A 16,554-nucleotide genomic window follows, 5' to 3' on the forward strand; every position below is an offset into this window, starting at 1 on the left:
CTATTAGTCATTATTTTAATTCGTCTTCTTTAGGGTTCTCTTTTATTTGAACCTTATCTCCGTTTTTAAGTGTTTTAGTCACCACATTATAAGGTCCTACAATCACTTCTTCCCCTTCTTCTAAACCCGTTACAATTTCAATATTAGAATCGTCTTGAATACCAGTTTTTACAACACGAAGCTCTGCGGTATCTCCATTTTTGATAAACACACATTCAAATTTCTCATCATTTTTTTCAAGAGACTTATTTGTTGACTTTTGCTTTGATGATGTCGTGTCTGTTTTAATAGCAATCGCACTAATAGGCACATTTATTGCGTTATTCCGTTTATCTGTAACAATATCTACCGTAGCGGTCATTCCTGGTCTGAAAGGGGAAAAATACTCAGGTTTGCCTTCCACTAAATCTTTATAAGAATCTTCAATAATTCTAACCTTTACTTTAAAATTTGTTACTTGATCTGCTGATAAAATACCATCAGCAGAATTAGAAATTTCAGTTACTACACCTTTAAATTCTTTTTTTAAATATGCATCAACTTCAACAATGGTAGAATCACTTATATTAACCTTAACAATATCATTTTCATTAACATCAACCTCAACTTCCATATTCGTTAAATCGGCTACGCGCATAATTTCTGTTCCTGCCATTTGCTGCGTACCTACTACACGCTCCCCTAACTCAACATCTAATTTTGAAATAGTTCCATCCATTGGTGCATAAATAGTAGTTCTATTCAAATTATCAATGGCTTCATTAACTGTTGCACTGGCGCTTCTAACGCCATAATAGGCCGATTCTCTATTAGCTTGAGCAATTTCATATGAAGAGATGGCTTTATCCCAATCTGCTTTCGAAATAATACCTTTTTCAAATAGTTGTTTATTTCTCTCGTAGCTCGCTTTAGCCTCTTTTAAAGAAGCTTCAGTCTGACTCAAATTTGCTTTTACGTTTTGCAAAGAAGCCTGAGCACGATTTAAACTAGATTGATAAATATCTGGGTTGATACGCACTAATAAATCACCTTTTTTTACTTGCTGTCCTTCAATAATAGGAAGTTCTATTATTTCTCCTGAAACCTCACTAGAGATCTTGACTTCTACTTCTGGCTGTATTTTACCAGTAGCAGATACTGTTTCAACAATATCTAATTTTTCAATTTTCTTTGTTTCAATTTCTTTAAAATTACCACTTTTACCAAACCATCCAGCCTTCTTTCCTCCAATTAAAACAACTAATAGAATAAGGGTAATTGATACTGTAATAATAAGTGATTTTTTATTCATTTCAATTAATTTAATTCAGTAATTGGAATTCCAAAATAGAATTCTAATACTTTCAGTTTAAATATATAATCATATTTAGCACGAATCACATCACTTTGAGCTGCCTCATACCTATTTTGTGATTGTCCGTAATCAAAAGCATTTAATAGCCCAACATTATATCGTTCTTTAGAATAGTTATAGGCTTCTTGTCTAGCATTTAATGTTTTTACTGCTGCCTCATAGGTTTTTAATGCTCCATTTGCATCATTATGTGCTTGATATACTTTCGTTTCTAAATCTAAATTAGCTTGCTCTAATTGAATTTTAGCACGTTCTAGATTTACCTTATTTCTATTAACTTCATTCCGTGCAGCAAAACCATTAAAAATTGGAATATTTAAACTCAAAGAAAAATTATGATTTTTATTATCTGTCATTTGAGTTTCAAAATCTGGTGTATCAAACAAACCAGATTTAAAATAGTTTGAACTAAAACTATATCTACCAGTTAAGGTAGGCTGCAAACCACCTTTAGCTATTTTTAAATTAGTTTCGGCAATTTTAGTATTTGCCTCGGCTATTTTAACATCATATCTTGTTTCCTTTGCCTTTTCAATGATAACACTTGGAGATTCATTTAATATTTGTGTCATTGGCACGTCATAATCTAAATCTACAATATCAAAATTCTCATAATCTTCAATTAGTAAAGTTTGTGCTAATTGAATTTTAGATATTAAGAGCGTATTTTCTGCAGCAACTATTTGTTGTTCTTGAGTTGCCACGGTTGCCTGAATTTCAAGTATATCGCCCTTAGGTAATGAACCTGCATCAACTAATTCTTGTGTACGCTCAAGTTCTTGATTAGAAATCTCAAGTTGTGATTTTAAAACTTTAAGTTGTTCTTTATTAAATAATATTTGTAGAAATGAATTGGCAACAAACAAAGAAATATCATCCTTCATACTATCTAATTGATATTGCGATGCGAGTATTTGCAAATTAGATCTGTGTAACTGACGAAGATTACGTTGTCCTCTATATATATCAATACCTGAACTTATGCCTCCTGAAAGGTTTCTTGTTGTAGAATTAACGGCATCAAAAGTCACAGGATCCTGACCTAAACCAATACTCCATGAATGTGAAGCTGACGCATTAAAAGATGGTAGAAAATTACCTATTGCATCTTTTTTGTTTATTTCTGATGTTTTTAAATCTAATTCACTTTGTTTGACAGAAATATTATTTTCTAAGGCATAATCTACACAAGCTCTTAAAGTCCACTTTTGGTCTTGAGCCCGTAATGTAATGGTTAATAAAACTAATATTATAAAGATTACTTTTTTCATCTGTTTATATTCAATGTTCTTTAAATGTCATATGGAATTCACTGAGGCTCATTTCATATTTAAAATATTGGTCTACGAAACTGTTAAAGTGTTACAAATAATTTAATTATTTTTCGCATAACTTGGAACACCTTGAACTTGATTCCAAACTTTTATTTTATCAGATTTAGTAATACCACTTTTAATTTCTACAAAGATACCATCACTTATTCCTAATTCGAGCTCTTTTCGCTCAAATTTTTGATCCCCTATTTCAACTTCAACAAATGGTTTTTTAGTCTCTCGATCATATTGAATAAGGGCTTCTCTAACAGCTAAAACTTTTTCTGCTTTATCAAGTATAATCGAAGCATTTGCACTTAATCCTGCTCTAATAAAGGTCGAGTCTATTGATTTAATACTACCCTTTATTTCAAACTGAATAGCACCATTTTCGGTTATACCTTTTGGAGCAATATAATCTAAAATAGCATCAAATTTCTGATTTTCTATAGCACCAACTGTAATTTCTAGTGGTAATCCTTCTTTTATTTTACCAACCTCACTCTCATCAACTTTTCCCTCAAAAATCATTTTTTTAACATCGGCCAAAGAGGCAATTGAAGTCCCTTCATTAAAATTATTGGCTTCAATAACTTGGTTTCCTTCTTTTACAGGTACGTCTAAGATCATACCAGAGATGGTAGCTCTTACTAATGTTTGTGCTATATTACCTAAACCACTGGTAGTACCCGTTTTAATGATATCATAATTCTGTCTTGCAGACATTAAATTTATTTTAGCCTGCTCTACGCTTTGCTTGGCTTGTAGATAGGTATTATTAATAGCTTCAAAATCATTCGCAGAAATAACACCTTTTTCAAACAATGCTTTTTGACGATCGTAATTAGCTTGTTGTGTTTGTAAATTAATTTTTGCTGTTTCTAAAGCTGTTTGAGTTGTAGCAATACTGTTTTTCGAACTGGTTAAGGATGATACATTAGGAATAACTCTAATTTTAGCAATTAAATCTCCAGATTTAATATACTCACCGGCTTCAATATATACTTCTTCAATTACCCCCGAAATATTGGATTTAATTAAGACCTCTTCCTTTGGAACAATATTACCTGTTGCCATAGTTTTTACAACAATTGTTTGTTCTGTAGGTGATTCACTTACATAGGTTACCGGATCTTCCTGATTCTTTTGCCATAAATAAATTAATGCCGTAGCAAAACATGCTACAATTACAAGTAATAGGATTACTGTTTTAGTTCTTTTCATTTCTTGGATGATTATTGTTTATTCTATTCTTAATGCGTCAACTGGTTTCATTTTAGTAGCACTATTGGCAGGTATTAAACCAGCTAAAATGCCTGAAACAACTAATATAATTAGTGCCGTAAAAACTACGGTCATACTTACACTTGGGTTTGAAAAATTATCTACAGGTCCGCTTAAATCCAATAGATAATTCATTAGCCATATAACTCCGGCTGCAAAGGAAATACCTACCATTCCTGACATAATAGTTAATATAAGACTCTCCTGAAGTATCTGAACTTTTACTACCCACGGTGTTGCTCCCAACGCTCTTCTAATACCAATTTCTTTTGTTCGTTCTTTAACAACAATGAGCATGATATTACTGATGCCTATAATTCCGGACATTAAAATTAATGCTCCAACAAAATAACCAACAAAAGTCAAGATGCTGAAAAGACCATTAACTTTGGCATAATCTTCTGATAGATCGCGGTAGCCAAATGCTGCATCATCATTAGGGTGCACTACGTGTCTTGTTTTTAAAACGCTCAAAATTCGAGATTTTAAACTGGTAATACTAACATCATCAAATGCGGTTACTCCCATCCAACCTACTCTATCTCCACGATTAAATACTTGTCCAAAAGTTGTAAAAGGTGCAATAATGGTATTTACTTCCTCCTGTTGGTCTCCGCGACTCTTACTGTACTTAAACACTCCAATTACCATAAAATTGACTCCATTGATTTTCAGGTATGACCCTATTTGATCTTCGTTCTTGTCATAAAGTGATTTTACAACGCCCGTCCCAATAACACAAACTTTGCGTTTTTCATTTAAATCTGATTGACTAATAAATCTACCCTGAAGAATATCCATAGGATTTTGAAGTATATAATCAGGTACGTGAGCTTCTACTTGAAATGCACCTGTCTCACTTCCTCTGGTTACGTTATTAGCACCCATATAGCCTCCAAGTCTGTTTTGCGGAGAGATATATTCAATTTCTGGGATTTGTTGCTTTATCGCCTTAACATCTTCTAAATCTAGATTGAACCTTCTCCTTTTGGGTAAGCCTTTATATGGCATGGTAGTTCCTCTAACATAAATGAAAGAGGAGTTTGCAGCAAAATTACCAAAACTTGATACGACTCCTTTTTGGAGTCCGTTAGTAAGCGCTAATAATAAAACCAAAATCGTAATTCCCCAAAAGACTCCAAATGCCGTTAACAATGTTCTAAATTTATTTGCATTTAAAGCTTCTAAAATTTCGTTCCACCTCTCCTTGTTAAACATATTATTCGTCTCTTAATGCTATTATAGGTCTAATTTTCGCAGCTCTGTATGCTGGGAAAAAACCAGCAAATGCTCCTGCAAGCACTAAAATAAATACCGTGGTTAAGGCCGTATTAAAATCCACTTGCGGGTATTTTATGTAATCATTTTTTATAAGAGGTCCCACTATTTCTAATAAAGCCAATCCTAGAATAAGACCAAACAACCCTGAAAACATCGTTACAAAAATAGCTTCTTGTAAAATCATTCCAACAATAGATAGCGGTTGCGCTCCTAAGGCTTTTCTAATACCAATTTCCTTGGTACGTTCTTTAACAATTATGAGCATAATATTACCAACACCAACAACTCCAGCAATAATAGTACCTATACCCACAAACCAAAATATGAGTTTTATAGCATCAATCAATGAGTAATATTTTTGAGCATTTTCAAGATTATTGTTAATTCTGATAGCTCCAATATCACTAGGTGCGACAGTATGCATTTGTTTTAAATCTGATTCAATCGCTAATGCAATATTTTGTGAGAGTTCAACACCTTTATCAAAGTTTTTAGGCATTTTTATAGTATAACTCATATTATTAATTCTGTCAGCACCATTAAAGGATTTTTGAGCCGTTGTAAGAGGAATATATATTTGACTTTCTTCATCTTCACCACCAGGATCACTATAAACGCCAATAACCTTAAAATTTATACCATATATTGACACATATTTACCTAAGGGATTTTCACTTTTAAATAAATCAAGTTTTACTTGATTTCCTATTATAGCAACTTTACTGGAGTTATTTATATCCGATTCATTAATAAAACGACCTTCTATAATATCTGAGTTTTCTATAAACTGATAATCTGGTAATGAACCCCAAACACGATAGTTATTGGATTCCTTTCCATAATTAACCATTGCTCTCCATATCATATAATTTGAAGATTCATATTCTATAAACTCTTCATAATCATTGGATATTTTTTTAAAATCAGCATTTTTAAATTGAACATATCTTCCTGGATTTAAGCCTTTATATTCTTTTGTAGTTCTTCCTCCCCAAATATTAATTTGATTCGTGGCATCACTTTCAAATTGAGATGTTACGCCATTCTGTATCCCTGAGCTAAAACCGAGAAGAATAACCAAAATGAAAATACCAGATGCTACAGAAAGCCCCGTTAAGAAGGTTTGTAATTTATTTTTTCTTAAGGTTTCAAAGATTTCTTGCCAGCGTTCAATATCAAACATACACAGAAGCTCTAACTTGTTTTACTGGAGCATCATCAATAATAACTCCATCTTTTAAATGTACTATTCGCTTGGTCATTTGCGCAATATCATGCTCATGTGTTACCATTAAAATAGTCATCCCCTCATCATTAATACTTTGAATTAGCTCCATTACCTCTTGTGAGGTTCTAGAATCTAAGGCTCCTGTTGGCTCATCTGCCAATAACACTTTGGGATTACTTGCCAAGGCTCTTGCAACGGCAACTCGTTGTTTTTGACCTCCTGAAAGTTCACTTGGTAAATGATGAGACCATGCCGATAATCCTACTTTTTCTAAATAATATTGCGCTTTTTCAGTTCGTTCTTTACGTTTCATGCCTTGATAGTATAATGGCATCGCAACATTATCCAACGCAGTTTTATAATTAATTAAATTAAACGATTGAAAAATGAACCCTAAAAATTTATTTCTATAATTTGCAGCTACTTTTTCATTCAGGTTTTTAATAGGAACTCCATCTAGAACATATGATCCCGAATCGGCTTCATCTAAAATCCCTAAAATGTTTAACAAAGTAGATTTTCCAGAACCTGAAGACCCCATGATGGATACCATTTCACCTTCTTTTACATTGAAATTAATTCCCTTAAGAACATGAAGAGAATTACTACCCATATGATAGGATTTATGCAAGTCTTTAATTTGTATCATTAATCGATGGTTATTTGTTGCAAAATTATACAAAACAAAACCTAATATATACTAAGGAAGTGTTAAGAAACCGAAAATACGACTCTGAGATAAAAGAATTTTTACTGCTTTTTTGAACTGAAATATTTCTTGTAAATAATGAAGCCAATTCCTGCCACGAGTAGGTATGGAATAGCCATTAAATAAACAATGCCATTATTGATTCCCTCTGCAGTACCCTGACCCTCCTCGGTTTCGAGAACTGCACGACACATAGCACATTGTGCATTTGCAGTAAGAGTGACAAATAATAATAAAAATAATATAATATATCTTTTCCTTTTATGCATAGTATGGTGAAATCATGATATAAACAACTACACCGCTAATAGCAACATAAAGCCATAAAGGGAATGTGATTTTTGCGATTCTTTTATGCCGTTCTATGTTATTAGTAATAGCTCTTACATAAGTAATAAGCACAAATGGAATCACTATAATGGACATTAAAATATGCGTTATTAAAATAATATAGTATACGTATTTTATAATGCCTTCGCCACCATATTTGGTTGAGTCACTTGTCATATGATACGCAATATACATCATTAAAAAAGTCAATGATAACATAATAGCAAACTGCATTAATCTTTTGTGACGTATAATATTTTTATTTTGAATTGCTACGAATCCTAATACTAAAACAAGAGCTGTTAACGCATTAATAGATGCATATATTGGTGGTAAAAAAGTTAATGGTTTCACATCAAACCCCAATTCTTGTAAATTAACTCCAAAAAGTATAGCAACTACGACCGGAATAATAACGGATAGAATGATAATCCAAGTGTTATATTGCTTTTCGGCTTTTACGTTTTCTTGACTCATTATTCATTTAATAGTTTAGCGATATCTTCTTTTAGTATGGTAATTTCTTCTGGCATGCCTTCGTCATCCACTTTCTCTGTTTGTGAAATCATACCGTTATAAAATATGATAGGATTCCCATTTACTACTCGAGATCGTATGAATCCATTTTTATCAATCAATGCAAAATTTCCTGAATGTTCAAAGCCTCCTGAAGCAGAATCATCTTGAGCGGTATACAAATTAAAGCCTTCATTCGCTAATTTATAAATAGCATCTTGATTGCCTGTCATTAAATTCCAATTAGGATTTGTAACTCCATATTTATCTGCATAGGCTTTTAAAACGTCTGATGTATCATGTTCTGGATTAATAGTAAACGATGCAATCCCAAAATTATCAAACTCTGAAAACGAATTCTGTATTTGAATCAAGTTTGCATTCATCCTTGGACAAATGGTAGGACAGGTTGTGAAAAAGAATTCAATAACATATACTTTTCCAATATAATCTTCATTTGTTATAACCTTTCCATTTTGATTTATAAAACTAAAGACCGGTACTTTCTTGGGCTCGCCATTAATTTCTATAAATGCTAAATCTGAATTTTTAGTTTTTGAATCATCGGCATAATCACTTCTACTTTCATCTCTTGTGATATCTTCATTATTAATTCTATCAATAATTCTTGGAATAAAATAAATGCCAAAAACCAAAATTATAAATGAAATACCTACGTACGAATAATTAGTTTTCTTCATTTTGTTTGTTTAAATCATTTGCTCTGCGTGTTGTAGAGTCAAAATTACCTTTTCTTTTTTGTCTATATTCTGTAAATAAAATTCGCATATCTTCGCTCATTTTATTTTTTATTTCAGCCACTTCAATACAATCATAAGAATTCAAACCGTAAACCAACTTGTCCTTTTCAATCTCATTATCGGATCTATCATCTATTCTACCTCGTTGATTTAAATCTTTATCGATAATAAACACAAGATTGGTTGCTAAATTTTTATCCAATTCAGATGTGCTTTTTAAACTACTAAAAAGATGTTGAATTTCTTGCGGTTGGGCATATACAAAGTGCCAAAACCTAATATCTTCATAAGAACTAATCTCTTGTTTTAAACGCTCTGTAGCCTCCTGTGTTCCCTCAGGAACAACTATGACCACTTGAAACTTTTTAAACCCTTTAAATTTATCGTACACCAACTCTTTTAAATTTGATGCAGCTATTACCTGATCTATTGGGTTTTTACCAAAAAATCCAAGGACTGTAATATGCTTTTTTAACATAACATCGTCGTCTGAATCAGATGAAAATGATTCTAAATCTAAAACCGATTCATTAACAATATCAAGCGGTGTATAATTATGGGTTGCTGGATATAAAAACAATAAAAAAGTTACCGGAAGAAAGAATAAAATTCCTAAAACAACATAGCGTTTTATTTTTTTTAAATTCACTTAAAAAAAGCCTTTTAGTATTGAATTGCAAAAATAAAAAAAGGTGGTTTAATAAACCACCTTTCATGTATCTTTTAACAAAGTATTATTTCTTTGTGTACTAAAAATCTCTTTTTATGTATCCTGAAGTATATACATCTTGAATATAGCCACCTTCTTGTAATAGAATAAATATTAAATATAAAATCAAGAAAACTGCAGTCCAAACCACCATTCGTCTTAAACTAGGCGTTTCATCTCTCATATGCATAAAATCCCACGTAATGTAATATGCTTTTACAATGGTAAGAATAATGAATATCCAATTTAATATTTTCATTCCTAAAAAATGAGCCATTAAAGCTTCAGGTTTTATAATACCCAAAATAACTTCAACCGTAGTAACGATACTAAGCAAAATTAAAACACCCCAAATTTTTTGAGTGTTCGATTTAAATTTAATTAAACCTCTTAATATTTCTAATTTATGTGCGTCTGCCATTTCTCTAATAATATAAATTTAATTAAACTAGGTAGAAGAATGTAAATACAAATACCCAAACTAAGTCTACAAAGTGCCAATATAAACCAACTTTCTCAACCATTTCATAGTTTTTACGCCTGTCATAAGTTCCTAAAATAACATTAAAGAAAATAATAATGTTAATCACGACTCCTGAAAATACGTGAAACCCGTGGAATCCCGTAATGAAGAAGAAAAAGTCTGCAAATAATGGTGAACCGTATTCATTAACATGCAAATTGGCTCCTTCAACAACGTGCTTGCCATTTGCTTTTATTTGTTTTAAAGATTCTTCTCTTGAAAGTACGGTTTTATGACCGTGTTCATTGATCTCTTGCGTTCTCACTAATACATTATCATGAGCTTCCAAACCGTGTATCACTTCTTCGACAGTGTATGTTGGTAATGAACCTTCACTTATAAACCATATGCCGTTCTTACGTTCGTGTTGGGTTCTATCTTTATGCTCTGCAACCACAAAATCTCTTAAAGCAACACGATGCCCATCTGTATCTACAAACTGTAAAATATTACCACCTTTTGTTTGAATAGCGCCATAATCACCTTTAATAAATGTAGCCCATTCCCATGCTTGAGAACCAACAAATATTAAACCACCTATAATGGTTAATAACATATAGATAGTTACTTTCCCTTTATTTAAATGATGTCCTGCATCAACCGCCAATACCATAGTAACCGATGACATAATTAAAACAAAGGTCATGAATGCTACATAAATCATAGGTAATTCTTGCCCATGTAAAAAAGGCACGTGTGTAAACACCTCATCGGCTATTGGCCAAGTTTCAATAAATTTAAATCTTGAAAATCCGTAGGCTGCTAAAAACGCAGAAAACGTTAAGGCATCTGAAACAATGAAAAACCACATCATCATTTTACCGTAACTTGCTTTTAAAGGCGGATTGCCACCACCCCAAGTTTTACCTTCTGTTCCAGTATTTACAACTGTAGTACTCATATATATTGGTTGTTTAATAAAAGTTGCACAAAAATAATCATTTTATTTATCTAGCGAAATATCCGGGTCTAAAATTCAATAAACGCATGTAAAAAGTAAATTTTTTAACAATTTAGTTTAAAATTTAAGAATTTATAATTATCTCACAAAATATAAAAACAAAAACAGATAAATCCAAAGTATATCTATAAAATGCCAAAATGTCGATGCTAGTTCAAAACCAAGCATATTTGATGCATTATACTTTTGTTTAAAATGGTTATAAATTACTACTATTAATACAATCAACCCAACAACAACATGTAATATATGTACCATGCCTATTAAATAAATGTAAGACATGGTGACGTTACTTGTTGGACCTGTAAAATTATAACCTTGATTAATAATTTGTTGAAAGCCTGAAAACTGATTATAAATAAAAAGAATTCCTAAAACTAAGGTAACGAATAACCAAACGGTAGTTGCTTTAAAGTTTCCGCTTTTTAAAGCTTTTTTTGCTAACAAAAATGATAGACTACTAACAATAATAACAACTGTGCTTACTAAAAATGAATTTGGTAGTTGGAAATCTTTTAACCAATCTGGCCTTGAGCTACTCACAATGAAAGCACTTGTCCAAGCAGCAAATGACATGACTAATGAAATAATAGCAAACCAAAGCATCATTTTTTTTGCTCTATTATTTTTTTCTTTTGAAGTACCTTCAGTTAAATCCATGATTATCTAATAAATTTATCAATAACATATACAATTTGCACCAATGTAATATAAGAAACACTGGCTAACATAAGTTGTTTAGCAGCCTTTGTTGTCATCATTTTAAACAGTTTAATGGCATAAAAAAACATTCCTAAACCTAAAATAAACACAATACAGGCTGCAACAACAGACAAATGCAATTTTCCTGTAAAACCGAATACAGGTAAAATAGAGACTAAAATAGTCCATATGGAATACATAATTATTTGAACGGCGGTACCTCTATCTTGATTTCCTGTTGGCAACATAAAAAATCCTCCTTTCTTATAATCTTCAAACAAAAACCATCCAATAGACCAAAAATGAGGGAATTGCCAGAAAAATTGTAATGCAAACAAGGTTCCGGGTTCAATTCCAAAATCATCTGTAGCAGCAACCCATCCTAACATAAATGGTATGGCACCTGGTATGGCTCCCACGAAAACTGATATTGGTGTTTTTGTTTTTAATGGCGTATAAACACTAGTGTATAAAAAGATGGAAATGGCCCCAAACATTGCTGTTTGTTTATTAATATTATAAAGAATAATAATCCCAAATAAAGTAAAAATGGAGGCAATGATAAATGCGGTGTTAACGGACATGCGTCCAGCTGGAATTGGTCTATTTTTAGTCCTATCCATTAACGCATCTAAATCTTTTTCAATAATTTGATTAAACGCATTTGATGCTCCTACCATAAAGTAACCACCAAAAGCTAATAAAACGAGTGTTTTAAAATCAATGATTTCAACACCTAGAAGATAACCAGCAAGCGATGAAAAAACAACACTTAAAGCCAGTCTCATTTTAGTAATTTCTTTAAAATCTGAAATTATTGAATTTGCCGATAAAGAATTTGTATTGCCCAACCTAATATTTAATGATGCCTTTTTATTGCGAGTGCAAAGATACTTTATTAATGAATTTTATCAATAGTTTTTAAAGCTAAAATTTTTATTATCAAAATATAAAGAAAAAGATTTAACAGCGCCCTGTAAAAACGAGCGTTTCATCAACAGTCTAAAAATAATAAAAACCGTTTAGACCTATAAAAAATAATTTGACTAGAAATCAAAATACCAATTAAATAAATCGGTTCTTAAACCAATATTAAACCAAACCGTATTTGTTTTAAAGGTTGAATTGGTCTCTACTTCTGGATTAAAATTTCTAAAGGTAACATCGGTAAAGAGCTTCAAATTTGATGCTGGATTTATTAGGTAACCCACTTGAAGATTACCATAAAACGTATTTGTTTTTATGCCCTGAACAACTTTTACGCCAGAATCAAAAGGACGATCGTTATAGTTTCTGTAAATATCACCACCATAACTAAAATTATCAGTCCCATCATTATAATCAAATCCTCTAACACCAAAAATAAGTTTTGCATCACCAAACCATCGCTTGTAATGATATCTACCTATCATGATGGCTTCACTAAAATTTGATCCCCAAAGATGCGCCATCGATTGATTATTATGCCCGTAATTCAACACAATGGTATTATGGGAATAGGTATAAGGTCTCACTCTGTTATATTCAAACTGTAATAACAAATTATCTACTTTAAACGCATCATAATACTTGACACCTAATTGGTATCCAAACTTGTTTTTCCAGCTTTTTTCGCCAGCCTTCACATCACTTAATGAAAATTCATCTAATATAAATTGACTATAAAGATTAATATTGTTATTTACTTTATATTTTCCTGAGGCTCCCAAAACCGCATTTCCAGATCCTTGACCCGCTCCAAATTCCATAGCTCTAAAAAAAATAATGGGATTTAAATAATTAATATCAAATCCTCTGCCGTTTGAATTGGTCCACATCACTGATTCAAATAAACCAATATTAAGCCGTTTAGAGACATTCCAGCTTAAATAATGATTTGCCATATATTTAGTTAGAAACGCCTTATCTGTGGTTACTTCCGGTCTAACGTCCTTTAACCACATCCATGTGTTGGTATATTTAATTTTCCAGAATTTAGTGTTAAGCTTTAAAAAAGTGTGAGGGCTTGCAACATCACTTAAAAGTAATGACCTATAGCCATCGCCAATAAAGTTTTTACCATGACCAAATTGAATATTAATAAATTTAGCCGGAGAATATGACAAATAAGCTTCGGCAATCGGGTAGTCATAAGAGTCCGTTTTAAAACGCTTTGCGATACCTCGACCTGGAATAATTGCTGGATCTGGTCCAAAAGCTTTTAAACTTTCTGAATACGCATTTATATATTCAGCAAATCGCCCCTGACTTTCAAAAACGGTCGTATAGAAATTAAATTTCTTACCTAAACCACCACGAACTACAACACCTCTGGTATTGTTGTAAGTTGAACCAAAATCTGCATCAAAATCTTTACCAACTTCTAAATCAAAAATAGGATCTATTGTAAACCAATAGTCTTTCCCTTGTAATTGAACCAAGTGCTCATTCCAAAGCTTTTTACCAACCCAAGTTTTAGTTTCCTCTAATAACTTCTCATTTTCAGATTTAAAGTTATAATAACTCGAAACATCTTCATATAAAAAAGGCTTGGAAGCCGTATGGCTATTCGTTCCAACCGTATTCATTTGTCTATCAAACTTTGAATAATCAAAATGCGTAAATGGAATATTTAACTGACTCGAAAAGGTCTTATTCTCAAATGGCTCTATAAATTTATTAACCTTATCAAATTCAGATTCTGCCTCGATTTCTAACTTAGATATCTCATCCTCTTTTCCTAAATACGATCTACTTTCTGATTGATTTACTAATGGAATATTAATTTGAATGGTATATTGTTTATAGGTTGGTTTTCCATTATAAGTACCCGGTTTAATTTTAGGGAATGTAGAAAACACCCGTTTTGTTTCAGTCTTCAATTCATCGAACATAGCATCTACATAAACCACTTTAAATTGACCTGTAGTATCTACTTCAAAAATAACTACTGTTTCACCTTTATATTGACTGTCAATAACATCCTGTGGCACTTTAAAGTTTTCAAAAATTAACTGAAATACGGTTTTATTAAAACATTGTTGTTGAGATGCTAATGCAAGGCCTTCACAATTACTAAATACAGGCGGTTTTTCAAAAAAAGATGACTCTTGTGAAAACAGGTTATATTGAACTAAAAGCAGGAGTAGAACAACGAATTGCTTCATGGGATTATATAATATTTATTGAAAGCAGAAAGATACTATAATTTTAATAATGCTCTTATTAAAATACCCTTATCCTTTAAAGAAAACTGTTTTAATTGATTGTCTTAATAAAGAAATCCCGTTACAAAATTGTAACGGGATTTAATATTTATAAATTCCCTATCTAATTAAGATAGTAATTAATCTTGTACCTGGAATATAATTGGTAACGAATATGGAACTGTTACCGCTTTACCACGTTGTTTCCCTGGTTTCATTTTAGGAAGCATCCCAATAACACGAGTCGCCTCTTTTTCTAAGCCTGGATGAGGTGCTCTTGCACGAATACCTACAATATTACCCGTTTTGTCTATCTTGAAAATTACGTTGATACGCTGTCTTCCGCTTAAACCTAATTCACTCGCTAGATCTGTATTAAATTTTTTATTTACAAAATCAGATATTTTTTTTGACATACAAGCTTTCTTCGCATTGTTATCGCCACCTTCACAACCTGGAAATACAGGTACGTTTTCAATAACTGCAAATGGCACTTCTATATCTTCTTCAACCTCTTCTACCATTACTTCTTCTACTTCAACAATTTCTGTCTCTTGATCTGATTCTGTAGATTCAATTACTGTTTCTTCTACTTCTTCTTCATCTTCAACAACCTCTATTTGTTCTGGAGCTGCTGGTGGAGGTGGTGGAGGTGGTGGCGTTTGAATTTGTTCTGTAATTGGAATTTCTTCTTCCAATTCTTCATCTAAATTTAATTGCCCTATATCAATATTTGACTTATCATAGGTTTTGTAATTGATAGCGTAATTTGTTAAAAATAACATTAACGCCAAACCAATTGCGAAATACAGTGAACTATTACGTCCAACATTTGCTTTAGGATTTTTCTTAAGTTCCATGATTTTGTTTTGTTTTACTAAAGGATTGCTAAAATAACTATTTATTTGTCAAAAAAACAAACCTTATATTAATTTAATCGGTATTTATTTTTAATTGTGATTACCGATGCTGTCAATAACACACCCATTGAATTGGCAAAAACATCTTTAATATCTGATGATCTTTCCGTTGTGATTGTCCCTTGTAGTACCTCAATAAGTATACCAAAAACAATGGATATTACTACTGCGTAAATTAACGCCTTTCTTTTACTAAACTTAAAGTGGTATAAAAAGCTGTTATACCATAGAATACTTAAAACTAAATAGGATAAAAAATGAAATATTTTATCTCCGTATGGAATATTTAATCCCACGCTATTTACAGCACTGCTAATCTGAATCAAACAAACGATGGCTAGTACTATTGAATATAAAATTGTTATTGCTAATGAATAGGTTTTAAGCACCAACCAGTGTTTTATATTCTTCGGGAGACATCAGATTATCAATTTGAGAAAGGTCTGAACACTTTAGTTTAATCATCCAGCCGTCACCATAAGGATCAGAATTTACTTTCTCTGGCTCATCTTCTAAGGCCTCGTTAAATTCAATAATTTCACCAGATAATGGTAAAAATAAGTCTGATACTGTTTTAACAGCTTCTACCGTTCCAAAAATCTCTTCAGTTTCTAATGTTTCATCAACTGTTTCAACCTCTACATATACAATATCACCTAATTCACCTTGGGCGAAATCTGTAATACCTATGGTTGCTATTTCGCCTTCAATACGAACCCACTCGTGATCTTTTGTGTATTTTAATTCTGATGGAATATTCATTGTTATTATATATTAA

General features: G+C 31.9%; 18 protein-coding genes. All 18 read right to left on the minus strand.

Annotated features, from left to right (window positions below; all coding sequences use genetic code 11):
* Positions 1–10 precede the first annotated feature (10 nt).
* Entirely contained in the window at positions 11–1,291 is a 1,281-nt protein-coding gene (locus AC15TD_RS07120; protein ID WP_484451441.1) for an efflux RND transporter periplasmic adaptor subunit, read from the minus strand.
* Positions 1,292–1,296: 5 nt separating this feature from the next.
* Positions 1,297–2,625, minus strand: a complete 1,329-nt coding sequence (locus tag AC15TD_RS07125; RefSeq protein ID WP_484451442.1) for a TolC family protein — start codon at positions 2,623–2,625, stop codon at positions 1,297–1,299.
* Positions 2,626–2,727: 102 nt separating this feature from the next.
* A complete protein-coding gene (locus tag AC15TD_RS07130) occupies positions 2,728–3,891 on the minus strand; it encodes an efflux RND transporter periplasmic adaptor subunit (RefSeq protein WP_484451443.1) in 1,164 nt (387 codons plus the stop codon).
* Between the two features lie 18 nt (positions 3,892–3,909).
* On the minus strand, positions 3,910–5,169 hold the full coding sequence (locus AC15TD_RS07135; protein ID WP_484451444.1) for an ABC transporter permease: 1,260 nt from the start codon (positions 5,167–5,169) through the stop codon (positions 3,910–3,912).
* Between the two features lies 1 nt (position 5,170).
* Positions 5,171–6,415, minus strand: a complete 1,245-nt coding sequence (locus AC15TD_RS07140; RefSeq protein ID WP_484451445.1) for an ABC transporter permease — start codon at positions 6,413–6,415, stop codon at positions 5,171–5,173.
* Positions 6,408–7,109 (minus strand): ABC transporter ATP-binding protein, encoded by a 702-nt coding sequence (locus tag AC15TD_RS07145; RefSeq protein WP_484451446.1) that lies wholly within the window; start codon positions 7,107–7,109, stop codon positions 6,408–6,410. Before AC15TD_RS07145 ends, AC15TD_RS07140 begins: the two co-directional genes overlap by 8 nt.
* 101 nt (positions 7,110–7,210) lie before the next feature.
* The gene (locus AC15TD_RS07150) at positions 7,211–7,363 is read right to left on the minus strand and encodes a hypothetical protein (protein WP_484451447.1); all 153 of its coding nucleotides are present in this window, start codon (positions 7,361–7,363) and stop codon (positions 7,211–7,213) included.
* Positions 7,364–7,430: 67 nt separating this feature from the next.
* On the minus strand, positions 7,431–7,976 hold the full coding sequence (locus tag AC15TD_RS07155; protein ID WP_484451448.1) for a DUF420 domain-containing protein: 546 nt from the start codon (positions 7,974–7,976) through the stop codon (positions 7,431–7,433).
* Positions 7,976–8,716: an SCO family protein gene (locus tag AC15TD_RS07160; RefSeq protein WP_484451449.1), complete on the minus strand. Its 741-nt coding sequence runs from the start codon at positions 8,714–8,716 to the stop codon at positions 7,976–7,978. The genes AC15TD_RS07155 and AC15TD_RS07160 overlap by 1 nt, the downstream gene beginning before the upstream one ends.
* Positions 8,703–9,425, minus strand: a complete 723-nt coding sequence (locus tag AC15TD_RS07165; RefSeq protein WP_484451450.1) for a hypothetical protein — start codon at positions 9,423–9,425, stop codon at positions 8,703–8,705. The genes AC15TD_RS07160 and AC15TD_RS07165 overlap by 14 nt, the downstream gene beginning before the upstream one ends.
* Positions 9,426–9,525: 100 nt before the next feature.
* Complete coding sequence (locus AC15TD_RS07170; RefSeq protein ID WP_484451451.1) at positions 9,526–9,906, minus strand: cytochrome C oxidase subunit IV family protein; 381 nt, start codon at positions 9,904–9,906, stop codon at positions 9,526–9,528.
* A gap of 22 nt (positions 9,907–9,928) precedes the next feature.
* Positions 9,929–10,909: a cytochrome c oxidase subunit 3 gene (locus AC15TD_RS07175; protein ID WP_484451452.1), complete on the minus strand. Its 981-nt coding sequence runs from the start codon at positions 10,907–10,909 to the stop codon at positions 9,929–9,931.
* A gap of 138 nt (positions 10,910–11,047) precedes the next feature.
* Positions 11,048–11,629, minus strand: coding sequence for a cytochrome c oxidase subunit 3 (locus AC15TD_RS07180; RefSeq protein ID WP_484451453.1), 582 nt, complete (start codon positions 11,627–11,629; stop codon positions 11,048–11,050).
* Positions 11,630–11,631: 2 nt separating this feature from the next.
* Positions 11,632–12,522 carry a heme o synthase gene (cyoE, locus tag AC15TD_RS07185; RefSeq protein ID WP_484451454.1) on the minus strand — a complete coding sequence of 297 codons (891 nt, stop codon included), beginning with the start codon at positions 12,520–12,522 and terminating at the stop codon, positions 11,632–11,634.
* Between the two features lie 195 nt (positions 12,523–12,717).
* Entirely contained in the window at positions 12,718–14,817 is a 2,100-nt protein-coding gene (locus tag AC15TD_RS07190) for a gliding motility protein RemB (protein WP_484451455.1), read from the minus strand.
* Positions 14,818–14,996: 179 nt separating this feature from the next.
* Positions 14,997–15,716, minus strand: coding sequence for an energy transducer TonB (locus tag AC15TD_RS07195; protein ID WP_484451456.1), 720 nt, complete (start codon positions 15,714–15,716; stop codon positions 14,997–14,999).
* 68 nt (positions 15,717–15,784) lie between these two features.
* Positions 15,785–16,165 carry a VanZ family protein gene (locus AC15TD_RS07200; RefSeq protein ID WP_484451457.1) on the minus strand — a complete coding sequence of 127 codons (381 nt, stop codon included), beginning with the start codon at positions 16,163–16,165 and terminating at the stop codon, positions 15,785–15,787.
* Positions 16,158–16,538 carry a glycine cleavage system protein GcvH gene (gene gcvH / locus AC15TD_RS07205; RefSeq protein WP_484451458.1) on the minus strand — a complete coding sequence of 127 codons (381 nt, stop codon included), beginning with the start codon at positions 16,536–16,538 and terminating at the stop codon, positions 16,158–16,160. The genes AC15TD_RS07200 and gcvH overlap by 8 nt, the downstream gene beginning before the upstream one ends.
* Positions 16,539–16,554 lie beyond the last annotated feature (16 nt).

The sequence above is a fragment of the Yeosuana sp. genome, from assembly GCF_057126245.1.